Below are 19,219 nucleotides of genomic sequence, written 5' to 3' on the forward strand. Positions count from 1 at the left end.
ATGGAAAAGCTGTCGGATAAGAGAAGAGTCAAGGCAGTAAGTATGGAAACCTTCGTATTTATTGTACTATTGGCGGTAGGATTTGGATATGTAGGAAGCATCATGGGTGCAGGTATGATGTTTAAAGTAATAATGAGTACAGCACATGCGCTTTTATTAGATACAGTATTTTTAATAATGGCTATGGCAGTTCTTGCAGGTGCACTTAGTGCATTGCTTTCAGAATTCGGAGTAATATCTTTAGTTAATAAGATATTTAAAGGTCTTATGAGACCTATATGGGGCTTACCTGGTGCTAGTATAGCAGGAGTAGTTGCAACATATTTATCTGATAATCCAGCTATTATACCATTTGCTAAAGACAAAACATTTACACAATATTTTAAGAAGTATCAGATACCTGCTTTATGTAACTTAGGAACAGCCTTTGGTATGGGGCTTATTGTAACAACTTTTATGATAGCTCAAGGTAAAGAATATGTACTACCAGCTATAATAGGTAATGTTGGGGCAATAATAGGTAGTATTATTAGTGTTAGAATTATGTTGACTTTTACTAAAAAGTATTATAATTATGACCCTAAAAGCGATACTGAAAAGCAAGTAAATGAAAAAGGTACAAAAATTGAAGAGTTTAGAGAAATAAGAGATGGTAATGTATTCCAAAGAGGATTAGATGCTATACTTGAAGGTGGTAAGCTAGGTGTTGAAATGGGTATGGCTATAATACCAGGAGTTTTAGTAGTTTGTACATTAGTTATGTTATTAACTTTTGGACCATCTACAGACCCTGCTACAGGTCAAGCTGTTTACACAGGTGCTGCATATGAAGGTATAAAATTATTACCTGCTATTGGTGATAAAATTAGCTTTATAATAGAGCCATTATTTGGATTCACATCACCAGAAGCAATAGCATTCCCTGTAACTGCATTAGGAGCTGTTGGAGCAGCGATATCTTTAGTACCAGAATTTATAAAATCAGGTGCTATAACTCCTAACGATATAGCAGTATTTACAGCAATGGGTATGTGTTGGAGTGGATACCTAAGTACACATATAGGTATGATGGATGCTTTAGAAGCAAGACCATTGGCTGGTAAAGCAATACTTTCACATACAATAGGTGGTTTATGTGCAGGTATATGTGCCCACTTTATATTTATGCTCGTTGGATAAGAATGTTCTAGAAATCAAATATTAAGATATTATAATTTATAAAATTGAATAAACTAGTAATTTAAGTATGTAAAATTAAATTAGTAATTTAAATATATAGAGGTGCTGTTTTGAAATCGAGATTTACTTTCATTTTAAGACAGCACCTTTTAGTAATTTAAGTACATTAATTAAATGTATTGATTGAATTTATTATGATAAAATTGTATTATATACAATAGAGCCAATTTAAACAGTAACAATAAGGAGGAATTGTAGTAGATGAAAAAGGAACGACTACATCATGAAGACTTAAAAGAGTATGATTATGATGAAGATGATTATCTCAGTAAAAAGGTGATTATTAAGGACTTCATAAAAACTATATTGGTTATGATAATTGCTACTGGAATATCAGTAGTTTTTGAAAAGATAGGTTTTAATGAATCTAATATTATACTGGTATATATATTAGGTGTACTGTTTGCTACAAGTATAACGTATGGGTATTTTTTTGGAATACTTTCTTCAGTAATAGGAGTGCTATCATTTAACTTTTTCTTTACACACCCATTATATACTTTTTTAGCGTATAGGAAAGATTACCCTATAACATTTTGTATTATGCTGATGGCAGCTATTATAACAAGTACCTTAACTTCTAGAATAAAAAGAGAAGTGAGACTTTCTCATAAAAGAGAAAAAATGATAAGATTGCTTTATGAGAATAATAAAACATTACTTAAAGCAAAAAATAAGAACCAAATTATTGAATTTTGTGGGTCTAATTTAGTAAACATGTTAAATAGAACTGTTATAGTAACTATTGCAGATGATGATAATAATTTAGGCAAGCCAAGTATTTATATTTGTAATAATGATGGTAGTGAGAACATATTCCATTCAGTATTAGAGAAGGAAGCCATAAAAGAAGCTTTTAGGACAGGCGAGCCAGTTGGAATAGGAACAAAATATTGTAAAAGGAGCAGTGCGTACTATTTTCCTATAAAGGGTCAAGAGTCAAATGTTCTTGGAGTTATAGGTATTGCATGTTTTAAAATAGATATTATTACAGAAAATGAAAAGATATTGTTAGAAGCAGTTTCAACACAAGTCGCGTTGGCAATTGATAGAGAAAATTTATTTGAAAAGAATAAAAAAGCGAACCTTGACGCAGAAAGAGAGCGATTAAGAGGAAACTTACTTAGGTCAATTTCTCATGATTTGAGAACACCACTTACAAGTATATTAGGTTCATCTTCAACTATACTTGAAAATGATGATGTTATAGATAAAGAAACTAGAGTAGAATTATTGAAAAATATATATGAAGATACAAGTTGGCTAACTCATTCTGTAGAGAATATACTTAGTATGACTAGAATAGATGAAGGCAAGTTAGATATTGAAAAACGACCAGAGGTTGTTGATGAGATAATAGCTGAATCCATACTAAGAGTTAAGAAATTTGCCAATAATAGAGATATACAAACTAATATTCCAGAAGAGATAATAGTAGTTCATGTGGATGTACTGTTAATAGAGCAAGTTTTAGTAAACTTAATAGATAATGCTATAAGACATACACCTAAAAATTCTAAAATAGAATTAACTGTAAGTAAAGAATCAAATCAAGTTATATTTGAAGTTTCAGATAATGGAAAAGGAATACCAAATGAGGATATTGATAATATATTTAATAGATTTTACACTAAGAATAAATCTAGAAATCTTGAAAGAAGAGGTATTGGTCTTGGATTAGAGATATGTAAGTCTATAGTAGAAGCTCATGGTGGAGAAATTGTCGCTTTCAATAATCCTTCTGGAGGAGCTACATTTAGATTTAGTATACCTATATATGAAGAGGAGGCGAAAGACGAGTGGAAATAAAGCCATTGGTTCTAGTTGTAGAAGATGATAAGCCAATTTGTAAATTTATAAAAGTGTCTCTTGAAACTCAAAACTATAGGTGTGTAGAGACTGATAATGGAGGGACAGCTATATCGCTCATACATTCTCTTGACCCAGATTTAATAATTTTAGATTTAGGTCTGCCAGATATTGATGGGATTGAGGTAATTGGACGAGTTAGATCGTGTGCCAAAAATAACAAAATAATTGTTGTTTCAGCAAGGGAACATGAGAGAGATAAAGTTGAGGCTTTAGATGGAGGAGCAGATGATTATTTGACAAAACCTTTTAGTGTAACAGAGCTTTTAGCTAGGGTTCGTGTAGCACTTAGAAATAAGGCTCAACAAGGTAATATAAGTAATGATGTTACAAAGAATTTTGAAGTTAAAAATCTAAAGATAGATTATGAAAATCATACTGTTTCAATTAATGATAAAGAAATACATTTAACTCCAATTGAATATAAGATTATCGAATTGATGTCTAAGTATTCAGGGAGGGTTTTAACTCATAAATTTATAATAGATAAAGTTTGGGGAAATTACTATGAAAGTGAAAATCAGTCCCTTAGAGTATTTATGGCAAGCATAAGGAGAAAGATTGAAAAGAACCCTGCTCAGCCAGAGTATATTTTGACTGAAGTTGGAGTGGGTTATCGTATGGCAGATGAATAGTTGCTAAATTAAGATGAATACTAATTGGATAAAAATTATTTGTCATTTGAGCAAATATAAATATTTTAAAACGAATAGAAAGAGCTATATATATTTTATAATGAATAGATATAAAATCAAGTTATCTAATCTTAAATATGTATAGCTCTTTTTGCATTAAAAAATATATATCTTTAAGAAATAAAATACATTTCAAATTGAGGATTAATCTAATATAAACATTATCTTTTATAGAAAATTTATTTATGCATAATATATTATTTTTAAACAATATATATTGATATAAAAAGTTATTTTTTTTATTTTTATATCAATCTTTGTGATATTATATAATATATCTATAGGAATAATATGGAGAATTTATTATAATTGGAGGACTTTAATCAATTATTAATTGTAGTAATAATTTGCATATTTTTAAAAAGATAAGGTATTATCTTTCTGTATGATTGAACTATTTATTCTATAGAAATATTTATAATTTGCGTGTTTGGAATAGCTAAATATAAGATATTACTATATATATGTATTAAATTAAGTATTACAAAACTTTATTCTATAATTAACATAATGGTGCGTTCTATTTATCAAAAAATATAACGTTATTAAGATGATATTTTCGACTATAAAAAAGTATAATATCATCACCAAATGTATAGCAAAACTTTAAAGCTTCAAAAACTCAAACTGGATAAAAGGAGTTATACATAAATGAAGATGATAAACTTAGTAGATGAATTGGATGAAATTGTATATGTTTCTTCTTTGGACACATATGAACTTTTATATATTAATAAAATTGGAAAAAAGACAATGGGGCTTGATGATATCTCTAATAGAAAGTGTTATGAAGCATTACAAGGTAAAGATTCTCCTTGCGAATTTTGCACAAACTCCATTTTGAAAGAAGATAAATATTATATATGGGAAAATACAAATACTCGAACAAATAGACATTTTATATTAAAGGATAAGTTGATTAAATGGGAAGGTAAATATGCACGATTAGAAATAGCTCTTGATATTACGGAAAAGGAAAATATAAGTAAGTCAATAGCAGAAAAATTAGAAATAAAGGAGCTACTAGTTGGATGTATTAAACATCTTATAACAGAATCTAATTTTTCTGATGCTGTAAATCTGGTTCTAAGTAATATTGGGAAATTCCACAAAGCTGATAGAGCATATGTTTTTGAAGTCTCTGAAGATGGAAAAAAAATAACCAATACATATGAATGGTGTAACGAAGGTGTTGAGCAACAGAGGCAATCATTGGAAAATCTTGATATTAATGAATTAAAAAATTGGTTTTTATTATTCCAGCAAAAAGGCTTTGTGATAATTGATAATATAGAGAGTATAAGGGAAACACAGCCAATGGAGTATGAAATTTTAAAACCTCAAAAAATTAAGAGTTTAATGGCTTCTTCATTAAAACAAGATAATAAAATAATAGGATTTATTGGAGTTGACAATCCACAAAAGGCTGTTGGAGACACTTCTCTTTTAACATCTCTATCTTATTTCTTATTAACTGAGATGAAAAAAAGGAAAGTAGAAAATAAATTAAATTATATGAGTTATTATGACTTCTTGACTGGAGCATATAATAGAAATAAATATATTAAATATATAGATAATTTTGACAATAATAAAGTTAAATCCATGGGTGTTGTATTTATAGATATAAATGGATTAAAAGACATTAATGATAGCTTTGGACATGCGAGAGGAGATTCTACTATTGTATCAGCTTGTGTAACAATAAGAAAATACTTTCATTCTCATAATGTTTACCGTATTGGAGGAGATGAGTTTGTTGTATTATGTGAAGATATCTCAAAACAACTCTTTGAAGAATTAGTAATTTGGTTAAGTGAAGAATTTAAGGAAACTATGGTATATAGTGTAGCTATAGGAAGTATTTGGAGTGAAAATAATATCGACATATATAGATTGACTAAAATTGCTGATGAGAGAATGTACCAAGATAAGAAAAGATACTATAATAAGAAGAAGTTGAAGAATAATGAAATAGAGGAAATGAATAATCTAAGTGATTCTACTAACGATATTTTATTTAAGCATAGAGACTTAGATAATGAGGTGTATTTTGATAATGTAGTGAGTGAGGGTTATTCTAAGGCTTATAAAAAATTGGCATATAATACATATGATATAATCTTAGCTATTTCCATAGAACAAAATTTAATTACGCAAATTTATCAATCAGAAAATAATATTTTTAGTTTCCCTATGAAGGAAAATATAGAGGAAACTTTTTTATATATTAAAAAATATTTAATCCATCCGGGTGATAGAATATTGTTTGATGGAAATAATTTTTTAAAGTCGCTTGATAATTTCTGTAATAATGAACAAGACGATTTAGAGTTAAGTTTTGAGTATAGACGTCTAGGAATAGATAAAAGGTACTATTGGGCATCAATTTGTGTACTAAAGATTACCAACATAAACAAGTTAGGTGATGAACAGACACATATTTTAGTTGCTATTAAAAACATAGATTATCTTATGCAAATACATAAAAATCAGAAGGATATGTTGACAGGTTTATATAGTTATGAAGGTTTCTGTCAACAAACAACTCTATTACTCAAAGAATATCCAGATAAACAGTATGCTATTATAATGATGGATATAGATAAATTTAAAGTAATCAATGACATTTATGGTATTAGAGAAGGAGATAGAACATTAATATATATTGCAGAATTGATTCAAAAAAACCTTGATTCTAATGATATATGTTGCCGTATGTATGCAGATGTATTTTACATATTTTATGAGAGTTATTCAGATAGAGATATTCATAAATTAATTTATAAAATTACTAATAATTTAAATATGAAAAAGTTTGAATATATGTTAGTACCATGTTTTGGGATTTATAGAATTTTAGATAATCATATACCAATTACAAATGCTTGTGAAATGGCGGGGTATGCACATAAGAAAGTAAAAAAACAGAGTATAAATCATTATATGTTTTATGATGAGACTATAAGAAATGATGCACTTGAAGAAAAACAGATGGAAAGAGAAATGGAATATGCACTTGAAGATGGACAATTTCAAGTATATTTACAACCCAAGTATAATCTTAAGATAAATAAAATTGTTGGGGCAGAGGCATTAGTTAGATGGGTTCATCCAGAAAAAGGTATAATACCTCCAATAAAATTTATTTCTCTATTTGAGAAGAATGGATTTATCATTAAATTGGATATGTATGTATGGGAACAAGCATGTTTCTTGATTAAAAAATGGATAGATTCAGGTGAAGAGCCAGTTCCTATATCTGTAAATGTATCAAGATTGCATTTGCATAATCCACACTTTAGAGAAATAGTTTTAACCCTAATAGAAAAATATAATATACCAATATCGTTTTTGGAATTAGAGCTTACAGAGAGTTTATTTATTAAAAATATAAAATTATTTGCTAAGATAATAGCCGAGCTTAGAACTGATGGTATTGTTTTAAATATGGATGACTTTGGTTCAGCTTACTCTTCATTAAACATGTTAAAAAATATTAATATTGATACATTAAAGATTGACTGTGGTTTTTTTAATGATGAAGAAATTACAGAAAGAGAAAAAATAGTTTTAAAACATACTATAAATATGGCAAAAGATTTAAATATGAATGTAGTTGCAGAAGGTGTAGAGACAAAAGAGCAAGCTCAATTTTTATTGAGTTTAGATTGTGTAATAATCCAAGGTTATTACTATTGTAAGCCAATCCCAAGTGATGATTTTGAGAATTTATTATATAACAATCAAGGGAGTCAATTGGTTATAACTTAAGATAAACGATTTATGTAAATTGTTTAAGAACATTTCAAATAAATTGAATCTAAAAATCTTGTAAAAATAGTCTGTATATGTTTAACAAAATAACATTTCTAAGTTTAAACATGTACAGACTTTGTAGTGTCTAAAATTCAAATTTTTAGTAAAAAATTTATCTAGAGATGTTTGTGTATAAGTTCTTTACCATAAATATAGAATGTGAGATAATAAATTAGATAAAAAGAGAAAGCAATGAGGGTATAATTTTTAGAAAGTATAAAATCTATGGATTAGGAGCGAAGTTTATGATAGTGGGTATTATAGGTCCTTCAGACTCTGGCTTTAAGATAAAGGATGATTTAAAACAGATAGACAGTGATTTAGAAACTAAAATATATGTAAGAGAAAAAGTGGTAGATACAATAGAAGTTATTTCTAAATGTGAAGATGAATGTGATGCTATTATATTTACAGGATGTGCAGTTTATGAATTTATAAAATCTAAGTATGAGATAAGTAAACCACATTCCTTTGTACCAAGAAGTGGGACAAGTATAATGAAGGCATTTTGGGCAATCAAAAGCGTAAATATAAATTTAGATAAATTCAGTATAGATGTAGTAGATAAATATGTAGTAGAAGATGCACTTAAAGAATTTGATATTAAAGCTACAAGTGTGTTTTGTAATCCATTTTCTTTGGAAGTTGGAGAATCTGAGCTTGTAGAATGGCACATAAAGCTATTTGAAGAAAAGAAAACAGACATAATGTTAACTGGTTTTGGTGCAGTATACAATGAGTTAAAAGAAAGAGGTTATCCAGTATTTCGACTACAAGCTACTATACAATTAATCAAAGAAAGCTATGAGAAAGTAAAGAGTGAATATGCTCTAAGTAAGGCTAGATTTTCTCAGATTGCTGTTGAAATCCTTAGTATAATAGATTATAAAGAAAAGATAGATAACTATTATTCTGACATGATAAAAAAATCGGATATGGATAAGCTTGTAGTAAACTATGTGAGAAGTATTCAAGGTTCCCTATTTTTATTTGGAAGGAATGATTATGTTGTATTTGTTCATAAAGGGGTAGCTGATAATGAATATAATTATGACAAGTTATTTAAACTAAAGAGAGATATAAAAGATATGGGATTTTCTCTTAGTATAGGAATTGGTACTGGAGTAACTGCATATCAAGCTGAAAATAATGCACATAAAGCATTAAGGCATTCTATAGATTCAAAAGAAATTGGCATATATTTAGTAGATGAAGATGAAAACATAAGAGGTCCTTTAGCTTCAGAAAATGAGTTAAATTACTCTTTAATGTTATCTGATGAAAAAGTAATAGATATATCTAAAAAGACGGGAATGAGTTGTGAGTCAGTTGCAAAAATTATTGCTATAAGTGAAAATAGAAAAAGTAAAATTTATGATTCAAAAGAATTGGCAGAATATCTTAATGTAAGCGAAAGAAGTGCAAGACGTATATTAAATAAAATAGTGAGTGCAGACCTAGGTAGAATATGTGCTAAAGAAACTAGTATTGGTGGAGGAAGACCAAAAAATATTACTGAAATATTGTTCTAAAAAACCATATAAACTACTGTGATAAATTATTATATGAAATACTAAAACCTATGTAAAACAACCTTTTAAGATATAACTTATAAAGTTGAAGATACATAGGTTTTTAGTTTTATAATTTAAATAGATGTATTGTAATATTTATAATTTAATCATATGGTAAACTATTTTAGCAGTATCATATAATTCATCTATATTTACATATTCATTAACTGTGTGAACATCATACATACCTAGACTTAATATAGCACAATTATATCCAAGATTAGCTAATATATTTGCGTCACTTCCACCACCAATTACCATTGGATTTGGAACAACACCAACTTTTCTTATTGCTTCTTCACTCAACTTGAAAACATGGCTATCTTTACTAAGTTCAAAACTAGGATAAGACATATTATATTCAAAAGTATAAGTAGTATTAAATTTAGATGCAGCATCTTTACAGCATTTTTCCATATGATTAAGCTCATATTCTAATGTCTCAGGTATATGAGACCTAATTTCAGCAGTCAATGTAACCTTATCAGTTACTATATTTGTAGCCCCACCACCTTCTATTTTACCTATGTTTGAAGTAGTTAAGGAATTTATTCTACCTATATGCATATTACTTATTGCATGAGAGGCTACCAATATAGCATTTATACCTTTTTCAGGCTCTATACCAGCATGTGCTTTCTTTCCATAAAAAGAGATTTTTATAGATTGTTGAGCAGGAGCTTTATATGCTATCGAACCAATAGCTCCACCAGAATCTAAAATCACTATATCTTTACAAGGTAAATTATCAGGGTTGAAGTTTTTAACACCATGCATACCAGCTTCCTCACAGATTGTAAAACAAAGATAAATATCTCTATGTGGTATTTTTTCTGTAATAACATGTTCTAAAGCTTCAAGTATAGCAGCTATTCCAGCCTTATCATCTGCACCCAGTGTAGTAGTTCCATCACTTCTAACTACATTACCATCTAGTACAGGATTTACACCTAAGCAAGGTTGAACTTGGTCCATATGTGCACATAAACAAAGTGGTCGGCTTCCTTCTTCACCTTTTATATGGGCAATAACATTACCTGTATTACCACCATATTTTTCACCAGCATCATCTATAATGGCATCTATATTTCTTTCTTTTAAGTAGTTTACTAGCCATTTAGACATTTCTAATTCTTGATTAGATGGACTATCAATTCTAACCATATCCATAAAATTATTTATAAGTCTATTTTTATCTAACATAAATTTTTCTCCTTTTAGAAAGATTTAAATAAATTACATACTATATGAAGGTAGTATTCCAGGTCCTAATGGAATATTAAATACCATAAATAATATCAATAATATAGTCCACACTATTAAGAATGAGATTGAGTATGGTATCATGTTAGCTATTACAGTACCCATACCAGCATCTTTATCATATTTTCTCGTGAATGCTAGTATAATAGGGAAGTATGGGAATAATGGGCTAAGTGGGTTTGTTATACAATCACCTATACGATAAGCCATTTGAGTAAGTGCTGGATTATATCCAACCATCATAAACATTGGTACAAATATAGGTGCAAGGATAGCCCATTTTGCAGATGCACTACCTATAAATAAATTTATAAAGCAAGACAAGATAATAAATCCTATCAATAATAAAGGCCCATTTATGCCTGCTGATTTTAAAAATTCTCCACCTTTTACAGCCAGTATTAGACCTAAATTACTATTTGTAAATAATTGTAGGAATTGTGAAGCTGCAAATGCTAGTATTATATATCCGCCCATATCACTCATTGCACTAGCCATTATAGAGACAACGTCCTTGTCCTTCTTTATTTTACCAATAGTTTTTCCATATACAACACCAGGTATAAAAAATGCTAATGCTATGATAGGTACCATACCTTTCATAAGAGGAGCATTATTTGATAGTAAATCTCCTGTTTCTGGGTCAGCTAAGAATGGTTTTTTACCAATTACACTAAGAGCTATTATGATTGCTACATATATTAATATACTTATACCAGCCTTTTTAAGACCTTTTTTTTCTACATCATTAAGACTACCATCAACATCTAATTCTGCATTTCCTTCATACTTACCAAATCTAGGTGCTACAATTTTTTCTGTTACCCATGTTGCCAACAGTATTAGAACAAAAGTTGATGCTATCATAAAAAATAAGTTCATTGTTGCATTAGCTTGAAATCCAGAATCAATCATTTGAGCTGCTGGAACTGTAAAACTTGCAGCAAGTATATCATTGACACTTATCATGATATTTGCGGCAAATCCTAGACAGACTGCTGCATATCCAGAAAATAAACCTATAAGTGGATGTCTACCAACACCAAGGTATACAAGTGCAGCCAATGGTGGAAATAGTATCGTACCTGCATCTGATGCAATATTTGCAAGCATACCTATAGTCATTACAACAAGAGTTACTTTTGTTTCAGGAATTTTGCTTACTGATGCTTTGATTGTTGCTGTCATAAGTCCAGTTTTATCACATACACCAGCACCTATCATAGTTACTAAAACTAGTCCTAAAGGAGCAAATCCTTGGAAGTTACTAACTATATTTCCTAAAAGAATTTGAAGTTGTTCTACAGTCAGTAAATTTACAGCTGTTATAGTTTCACCTGTACCAGGATGAACTACTGATATACCCATAGAGCCAACTATACTAGATAGTATAAGCAAGAGTACACATAGCCCTAAAAATATTGTAACTGGGTCTGGTAGTTTATTACCAACAATTTCTATTCTGTTTAATGTTCTGTCAAAAAAGTTTTTCTTTTTAACTACGTTATCATTCATAATATCCTCCCTAATGTTTAAAAATATAATTAAAAAATAAGTATTGTGGTCAAGCTTATAATTAAAATTACCATTGTCGATTTAAGACGTGTCCACAATATGTCCTAAAAAAAGTATAAAATAAACTTTTAACTATGTCAATGCAATTTTCTGAATTTTCTGGATGGGTAGTGTTAATTAAATATGCTTTAAGTAGATTAATGACGAACTATATCTAATGTATTTGAATAATATATACGCTTTAAAATTAATTTTAAAACAAAATTTTATAAAAAGCTAGTGGAAGATTAAGTTATTAAAATAATACTCTAAGATAAGATTAAGCCATTAGAATAATTAGAGTGTAGATTTGGTTCAAAATTGAAAAGAAAAAATCAATTATTAGTTCTTTGTAATATATATATAGTATAAAGATTACCTATACAAACAATTTATGCAAATTAGGATTATAAAATTTATATGAGAGTGTATCTCTTTACTGTGTGTCTCTTTTTGATGACTTTTGTATATTGAAATGATATAATATATCCGAGTAATAAGTAAAGGAATATTAAATTAAAATTAAGATATTTGTAGGTTTATCTAAAATATATGTTAATATTAGCATCTTTTTATCGAAAGTCTAATGGAAATATAAACCATTTATAATTATAAATTCTTAGAAAAATCCTTTAAACTATAAAAAATACTATAGTTAAATCACTTTTTAAATTAATCAGTAACATAAGATTTTATTTATAAGAGTATTGATAGTATTTGTACTGATAGAAGTATTAAATGATTCATAAGTAAGTGTAGGTGATGTATAAGGAGGATATGATGCTAGAGACAATATTAAGAAGTTTTAGAGCAAAGAAGATGGATTTGTATCAATCTGAAATTAGACTTAGAAATTACTATAGTTTGAGTGGCTTATCTCTAGTAGGGCTTACCATTTCAGCTATGGTTCTTATATTTGGATTGATTTTATCAGAAGTAGTTACATTTAATACAGAATTTTTTCTTATATTTGGATATTTTCTTATTCTTCATATCCTTTGTAGATTCTATTTAAAAGAACACACTAGATATATAACCTATATTTTTTATGGAGTATTAACACCAGTTATGATAATGGGTATTTTGATGGGAACTTTTTTAGATAAAACAGAACCATCAATTACAATCATGGTATTTATATGTGTACTTCCTCTATTTATATTAGATAAACCTTGGAGAATAGTTCTTTATATAACAGTAACTGCTATAGTTTATGGTATCTGTTGTTTTATAGCAAAGGATATCAATATGTTTATGGCAGACTTAGTTGATTTAGTTACATTTTATTTTTTAGCTGTTGGTGTCAATTTCTTTATTCTAAATGACCGTATTGAAAGTGTAGAAAACTATATTAAGTATCGAGAAAAATCGGAAATTGATTTATTGACAGGTATATATAATCGAGGTTCTGGAGTTGAGATGATTGAAAAACTCATGTCTAAGAAAAAATATGGTGCCTTTATTCTTATTGATATAGATGATTTTAAGTACATTAATGACTCTTATGGTCATATAGTAGGAGACTATTATTTAAAAGCTGTGGCTGAAAATATAAGTAATGTATTCTATGATAGTATTGCACTAAGATTAGGCGGAGATGAATTTGCTATCTATTCTGTGGAATTAACCAACGAAGAGAAGTGTAGGATACGATTTGAAAAATTATTTGAAGTGTTAAATAATATGGAAGATTTGTCAAATGATAATTATGTGTTTCATATAAGTTTAGGATGTTCTATTTGTGATGAAAACATTATCAATTTTGAGGAGCTGTATAGTAAAGCAGATGAAGCTCTTTATTCAGCAAAGGAAGCTGGGAAAGGATGCTATCGTATAAATTAGTTAGATATTTTACTATATTCTACCAAAAATGTATAGAATCTTTAGAAATAAAAAATCAATTTTGATTGGTATTTCAAAATTGATTTTTTATTTGTGTATATCCATAGTATCAGCTCCTTAATCTAAGTTTATTATTTTTTAATAGAGTGTACTTTCTTTTATAACTCTAAAAATAAGAGTATCGTATTTTTGAGATTATATATGGGATAAAAAATTATATCTAGATACAGTTTAAAGATTAATAAAAGTAATGTGTTTTATATTTTTTATAAAAATCTATGAATATCTTTTGAATTGCGCAGAGGATATAACTTTATTTTACGTGCATAGTGAAGATTTTGTTCTAATCTACTATGTTCAAATGGTTTTCCATGTCCAGGATAAATCATCTTGGGTTTTGTATTTATAATTGTTTCCCAAGATTGAGCAAATTCCATTTTATTTTCTGCAAATATGGTGATTTTATGAATACTTGGAAAGCCATTCATTGCAGAATCTCCACAAAATAAAGTACCATTATTAAGTAGTAGGGAAATTGAATCAGAAGTATGTCCAGGTGTTTCTATGATTTTTCCATTTAATTCTTTTTCAATTTCTTTTAGATTATTGTCAGAGATAAGAATACATCTTTTTTCAAACTCTTGCTTTAGTGTAGGAAAACAATGTCCACCTTTTCCAAACAGTTTCATAATTTGACAAAAGAGAAAAGCGGTACGACTTGTGCATCCACCAATAAAAGAGTTTTGTCCTTTATATAGAGCTTTTAAAGCTTTATCATGCATGACAATTTTTGTATTAGGAGATTCTTCTAAAATCTGATTTATAAAACCTGCATGGTCATCATGGGCATGAGTTAGAAATATGTATCTAATGTCTTTGATTTTTATGTTGGATTTGAATATTTGTTTTTTGAAATGTTTAAAACCATTTTCATATCCAGTATCAATCAAGACAAAACCGTCTTGAATAGGGTATAACCAATTATTTACAATTAGGTTTCCTGCATTAAACATTTTTGCACCACCTTAAATTAAAATAGAAATTTGTATAGTTAGAAAGAATATATCATACTTATATTTATACTTCAACAGAGTCTTAAAAGTTTTAAAGTGAGTAGCATCAGTAAATATTTGCATTATCTACAGATGCTACTTTTTTGTGAGTTTTGTGGGGCTAGCACTAATTCTTTATAGGATTAGCAACTTATAAGATGAAATAATAACTGTAGTGTAAAGTTGTTACTTTTCAAGATATGCTTTTAGGGCAAACCCAATAAATTTTGATGCCCCATCTCCATATTTCTTATCATTAATTTCAATAAATGTAGGATTTGATATATAATTTTCAGACATAATAAACCAATAGTTATCTCCCATATCAATACCGTTGTTAATTTCATCAGTAAAGGAAATTAGCTCTCCAACTAATTCTTGGACATCTAAAGATGTTACATCTTTACTTAGATTTTCTGTAAGTTTTTTTGTAATATCATCACTTTTTTTTATAAGGTTAAATACTTCTGATTGGTCAATAGTAGAGCCATTAGATATAAAATTTTGAAGATTACTTTCCATAGCTTTTGTGTATTTTTCTATACTTCCATACTGTTTAGTTGCCATATCAGCTATTTTGTTTTCATTAGACTTCATTTCTGAAATCATTTCATCAAAGTTTTCAATACTTCCAAACTGCTTGATAATTCCATCAGTATGAGTTTCTTTGAACTCAGTTAATATACGAAAATATTCATCCATATTAAAATCTTTAAAATCCATACATTTTTCTCCTTTTATAAGTTTATCAAGTAACTCTAATAGAGCATTTAATCTATCCCTTTTTATTTGAATTAGTTCTCGTTGATTCTCAAATGTAGTAATCATATCAAATTTAGGATTTTCCATGATTATTTTAATTTCTTTTAATGTAAAATCAAGTTCTTTAAAAAATAGAATTTGTTGTAAAACTTCTAATGCTTTCTCATCATATAATCGATATCCAGCACTCGTTATTTTTGTAGGTTTAAATAAACCAATTTCGTCATAAAACTGTAGAGTACGTATACTAATACCAGTTAGCGAAGAGACCTGTTTTACTGTCATCATTTTAATTCACCTTCTTTCATACTCTGTAATTGAGACCTAGCTAATATTATTTTTGCAAGAAATAGCATTTACTTATTAACCCTATCTCTAACTACTACTGTATACTATCACTATACGTAAGGGTCAATATCTTTGTTATATTTTTTCTAAATAATATTAAGGATTTTACTAAGAACAATATGTTTTATTTTAGTTGTGATTTATGAGATGTGCTTTATTTGAAAAGTAAAAAGTCGGTAATAAGGTATTCTACAAATAAAGAGAAAGATAAGAAAAGATGGTATAGCTTTTAGAGCATATACCATCTTTTATATTAGAAAAATATACTTATAAAGTTTTATCGTGTTTTTCTAAGAATGTCAGATATTCTTCTTTAGTCATAACTGGAGTAAAGGCATCTAATATGTTTTTAGCATCTTTAGCATTATCAAAAAGAAGGTCTACAACTGTAAGTGCCATTGCTTTTGCAGGGATTATGTAAGCCAAATCTTCATCAACTATTTCAAAATCTCTTGTATGAAGAGCACCTTTTACACCACCAATCATAGGATGAAGAGTAGGCATTATATGAGATACATCACCAAAATCGAAAGAACCTGTAAAATCTCCACCATCAACAACTTTTCCTTCTAGACCCAAATCTTCAAGATTATTTTTAAATAAATTATCAAGATTTTTGTATCGTAATATTGGTAAGTAACCAGGAATTTCAGTTATTTCAACCTCAGCTCCAACTGCCATTCCACCAGCCATTAAGGCTTTATTTATTCTTGAATTAGCATCAATCATACCGTTTATAGTTCTAGCTCTTACATATGATTCCATATGGACATCAGCAGGAACAACATTTACTATATCTCCACCTTTTGTAATAATAGGGTGGAATCTAACTCTTTCAGATTCTTTAAAAGTTTCTCTAAGTGCATTTACGTTGTTTATAGCAAGCATTGCTGCATTTAAAGCATTTATACCATCATGTGGAGCAGAACCAGCATGAGATTCTTTACCTATAAATTTAACTTTTTTTCCGACAAATCCGTTACTCTCAGGACCAACTAGAGCCTTATCTTCTCCTAAATCAGAAGAGTGAAACATCATAGATATATCTATATCATCAAAATAACCTCTTTTTATTAACTCTTGCTTTCCACCGAAGTAAGTTATTTTTCCTTCTTTTTTCAATTGTTCTCTATATTCCAACTCAATAAATTCTTCAGCTGGAGTAGCCATAAAAGATACTTTACCATCTAGATGTTCTAAGACACCACTTTTTACTAAACCAACAGCTGCACCTAACATTCCAGCTATTTGAATGTTGTGTCCACAAGTATGAGAAGCACCTATTTCATTAGCATCTTTATGTTCTTTACATGATATGCCATCCAATTCTCCAAGTATAGATATATGAGGACCTTTTTTATTAGAATTTGCATCTGCCTTACATCCTGTTACAGCTATATTTTTCTCTACAGATAAGTTTAATTCTTGTTCAAAGAAGTTTGAAACAGCTTCTGTAGTTTTAAATTCTTTATATCCATATTCTGGATTATTATATATTCCTTGACCTACTTTTAATATTTTTTCTCTATTTTCATCTATAGTCTTTATTACTAGAGATTTTAATTGTTCTTTGTTCATAATAAATTCCTCCTATATTTTACCTTGAATACTTAAAACTATATGAGCTATACTCGCACATGCGAAGAATATAGTTGTGAAAACAATAAGTGATATTATAACTATTTTCCATGACATTTCTTTTAAAGATTCTATTTTATTTCCAACAGAAATTCCTGCAAAAGCTAGTAATGGAGTAGTTACAGCCATAAAGTTAATATTATTAGTGTTTGTTAAGAATACTTCAGATGTTGGGCTATATGGCATACTAAGTAAAAGACCTATTATAGTTGCAAATCCAAAGGCTGGAAAGATTGATTTAGGAAATAAATCTTTTACAATCATAGCAGCCATAGCAGCTAATATTAACATGACCATTCCAGGAAGAGCTGTAACTATAGATGTCCCAACGCTAATTCTTTGCCCTATAAGAATTATAACTCCAATAACAGACATAACCAATAATTGATATGAACTTTTCTTTAAATTTAAATTAGCAAACATTTATTAGCACTCTCCTTCTGTTGTTTCAATTTCTTTAGTCTTTTTATTTTTAGCAAATTTAGGTTCTAAAATCTTGTACATAAGATTAGTAAATGGTAAGGATACAAAAACTAAGAATATAATTCCTGTTATACTGGACATCATATTACTTGTTGCTGCATAGGCAAGTATTGTATCTGCCATTTCAGGTGGCACCATAGTAGACAATGAACCAGCAGCCGCTGTCATCATACTTCCACTACCAACACCACAAGCCATTCCCAAAGCATATGGATGAAGACCACTATAGATAGAGACTGAACCTAGCACACTAAAGTATATAGTACCAAGAACTGTACCCATTAAATATGTACCAAGTACACCACTACCTTCTGGAGAATTTATTCCATATTTCTCAGATATAACTCCTAAAGAAGGTTCACGGCTTATACTTGCAGTAGCTCCAATTGCTTCTCTTTTCATACCAAATATTAAGGCAAGAGGTAATGCAACGATTGGTGCAAGTATATGACCAAACTCTTGAGCGATGAATGCTGGTCCAGCTTGAATTATCTTATCAATGTTTGGACCAACTGTAGTACCATATTTTATACCAAGCATTACTAGTGCAATTCCAACAACTTCCCCAGCAATGTTTATTTCTTTTTCCCCAATAGCTTTTTTAAGTGCTTTAATTTTTTTCCCTAATAAATCTGGTGTTATTATAAGTCCAATTATAACTGCATAGAGCATAGGAAATAGTACTATAGAAGCTTTTCCAATAGCTATAGTTCTTTGCCCTATAAATTCACATATTACTACTAATATTAAGCAAGTTAAAAATACTTGAATAAAATGTTTTTTATTACTTTCCATAATTTCCTCCCCAAAAGAATAAGTATTGTACTTATTTGAAATAAAAAATACGCTTTCTCAAGTGTAATACGTTTTCCTATATAATATATAACTATTTCAAACAAGTTTCAGAAATGTCATTAACATGTCCTTAATTAAGGATAAAACAAAAATTTAACATTGTCAACGAAAAAAATGTAAAATATTACATATTTTTCAATATACTGTAATATATTTTATTCGTGAAAAATTATTTAAATATTGTAGGAATAATAGATAAAAAGCTTTAAAATAAATAATATAAAAT

General features: G+C 28.7%; 13 protein-coding genes. 6 read left to right on the forward strand and 7 right to left on the reverse strand.

Annotated elements, in window-relative coordinates; genetic code table 11:
• From ACTG44_RS02870 to ACTG44_RS02890, 5 genes are all read left to right on the forward strand, one after another.
• Positions 1 to 1,179 carry a CD0519/CD1768 family membrane protein gene (locus tag ACTG44_RS02870; RefSeq protein WP_021383178.1) on the forward strand — a complete coding sequence of 393 codons (1,179 nt, stop codon included), beginning with the start codon at positions 1 to 3 and terminating at the stop codon, positions 1,177 to 1,179.
• A 261-nt stretch (positions 1,180 to 1,440) separates the two neighbouring features.
• Entirely contained in the window at positions 1,441 to 3,048 is a 1,608-nt protein-coding gene (locus ACTG44_RS02875) for an ATP-binding protein (RefSeq protein WP_479919778.1), read from the forward strand.
• Positions 3,039 to 3,743: a response regulator gene (locus ACTG44_RS02880; RefSeq protein WP_021383194.1), complete on the forward strand. Its 705-nt coding sequence runs from the start codon at positions 3,039 to 3,041 to the stop codon at positions 3,741 to 3,743. Before ACTG44_RS02875 ends, ACTG44_RS02880 begins: the two co-directional genes overlap by 10 nt.
• A gap of 711 nt (positions 3,744 to 4,454) precedes the next feature.
• On the forward strand, positions 4,455 to 7,577 hold the full coding sequence (locus ACTG44_RS02885) for a bifunctional diguanylate cyclase/phosphodiesterase (RefSeq protein ID WP_479921235.1): 3,123 nt from the start codon (positions 4,455 to 4,457) through the stop codon (positions 7,575 to 7,577).
• Positions 7,578 to 7,867: 290 nt separating this feature from the next.
• Complete coding sequence (locus tag ACTG44_RS02890) at positions 7,868 to 9,154, forward strand: hypothetical protein (protein ID WP_021383158.1); 1,287 nt, start codon at positions 7,868 to 7,870, stop codon at positions 9,152 to 9,154.
• 138 nt (positions 9,155 to 9,292) lie between these two features.
• On the opposite strand, the gene ACTG44_RS02895 is transcribed toward ACTG44_RS02890, so the two are convergent.
• Positions 9,293 to 10,399: a M20/M25/M40 family metallo-hydrolase gene (locus ACTG44_RS02895; protein ID WP_479921236.1), complete on the reverse strand. Its 1,107-nt coding sequence runs from the start codon at positions 10,397 to 10,399 to the stop codon at positions 9,293 to 9,295.
• A gap of 33 nt (positions 10,400 to 10,432) precedes the next feature.
• Complete coding sequence (locus ACTG44_RS02900) at positions 10,433 to 11,974, reverse strand: AbgT family transporter (RefSeq protein ID WP_479921237.1); 1,542 nt, start codon at positions 11,972 to 11,974, stop codon at positions 10,433 to 10,435.
• Positions 11,975 to 12,793: 819 nt separating this feature from the next.
• On the opposite strand from ACTG44_RS02900, the gene ACTG44_RS02905 reads away from it, so the two are divergent.
• The gene (locus tag ACTG44_RS02905; protein WP_479921238.1) at positions 12,794 to 13,855 is read left to right on the forward strand and encodes a GGDEF domain-containing protein; all 1,062 of its coding nucleotides are present in this window, start codon (positions 12,794 to 12,796) and stop codon (positions 13,853 to 13,855) included.
• 266 nt (positions 13,856 to 14,121) lie between these two features.
• On the opposite strand, the gene ACTG44_RS02910 is transcribed toward ACTG44_RS02905, so the two are convergent.
• The 5 genes from ACTG44_RS02910 to ACTG44_RS02930 all read right to left on the reverse strand — a co-directional run bounded on the left by ACTG44_RS02910 (position 14,122) and on the right by ACTG44_RS02930 (position 18,933).
• Complete coding sequence (locus ACTG44_RS02910) at positions 14,122 to 14,868, reverse strand: MBL fold metallo-hydrolase (RefSeq protein WP_479921239.1); 747 nt, start codon at positions 14,866 to 14,868, stop codon at positions 14,122 to 14,124.
• 225 nt (positions 14,869 to 15,093) lie between these two features.
• A complete protein-coding gene (locus ACTG44_RS02915) occupies positions 15,094 to 15,957 on the reverse strand; it encodes a MerR family transcriptional regulator (RefSeq protein WP_479921240.1) in 864 nt (287 codons plus the stop codon).
• Positions 15,958 to 16,284: 327 nt separating this feature from the next.
• Positions 16,285 to 17,595 carry a M20 family metallopeptidase gene (locus ACTG44_RS02920; protein WP_479921241.1) on the reverse strand — a complete coding sequence of 437 codons (1,311 nt, stop codon included), beginning with the start codon at positions 17,593 to 17,595 and terminating at the stop codon, positions 16,285 to 16,287.
• Between the two features lie 12 nt (positions 17,596 to 17,607).
• Entirely contained in the window at positions 17,608 to 18,078 is a 471-nt protein-coding gene (locus ACTG44_RS02925; RefSeq protein WP_021383183.1) for a hypothetical protein, read from the reverse strand.
• Positions 18,079 to 18,081: 3 nt separating this feature from the next.
• Entirely contained in the window at positions 18,082 to 18,933 is an 852-nt protein-coding gene (locus tag ACTG44_RS02930; protein ID WP_479918082.1) for a DUF3100 domain-containing protein, read from the reverse strand.
• Positions 18,934 to 19,219 lie beyond the last annotated feature (286 nt).

This window comes from Clostridioides sp. LIBA-2809, from assembly GCF_056688965.1.

Bases quoted from the DNA above. Each gene is read 5' to 3' on its own strand.
- ACTG44_RS02870 (WP_021383178.1), top strand. From the start codon at position 1: ATGGAAAAGCTGTCGGATAAGAGAAGAGTCAAGGCAGTAAGTATGGAA.
- ACTG44_RS02875 (WP_479919778.1), top strand. From the start codon at position 1,441: ATGAAAAAGGAACGACTACATCATGAAGACTTAAAAGAGTATGATTAT.
- ACTG44_RS02885 (WP_479921235.1), top strand. From the start codon at position 4,455: ATGAAGATGATAAACTTAGTAGATGAATTGGATGAAATTGTATATGTT.
- ACTG44_RS02890 (WP_021383158.1), top strand. From the start codon at position 7,868: ATGATAGTGGGTATTATAGGTCCTTCAGACTCTGGCTTTAAGATAAAG.
- ACTG44_RS02895 (WP_479921236.1), bottom strand. From the start codon at position 10,399: ATGTTAGATAAAAATAGACTTATAAATAATTTTATGGATATGGTTAGA.
- ACTG44_RS02900 (WP_479921237.1), bottom strand. From the start codon at position 11,974: ATGAATGATAACGTAGTTAAAAAGAAAAACTTTTTTGACAGAACATTA.
- ACTG44_RS02905 (WP_479921238.1), top strand. From the start codon at position 12,794: ATGCTAGAGACAATATTAAGAAGTTTTAGAGCAAAGAAGATGGATTTG.
- ACTG44_RS02910 (WP_479921239.1), bottom strand. From the start codon at position 14,868: ATGTTTAATGCAGGAAACCTAATTGTAAATAATTGGTTATACCCTATT.
- ACTG44_RS02915 (WP_479921240.1), bottom strand. From the start codon at position 15,957: ATGATGACAGTAAAACAGGTCTCTTCGCTAACTGGTATTAGTATACGT.
- ACTG44_RS02920 (WP_479921241.1), bottom strand. From the start codon at position 17,595: ATGAACAAAGAACAATTAAAATCTCTAGTAATAAAGACTATAGATGAA.
- ACTG44_RS02925 (WP_021383183.1), bottom strand. From the start codon at position 18,078: ATGTTTGCTAATTTAAATTTAAAGAAAAGTTCATATCAATTATTGGTT.
- ACTG44_RS02930 (WP_479918082.1), bottom strand. From the start codon at position 18,933: ATGGAAAGTAATAAAAAACATTTTATTCAAGTATTTTTAACTTGCTTA.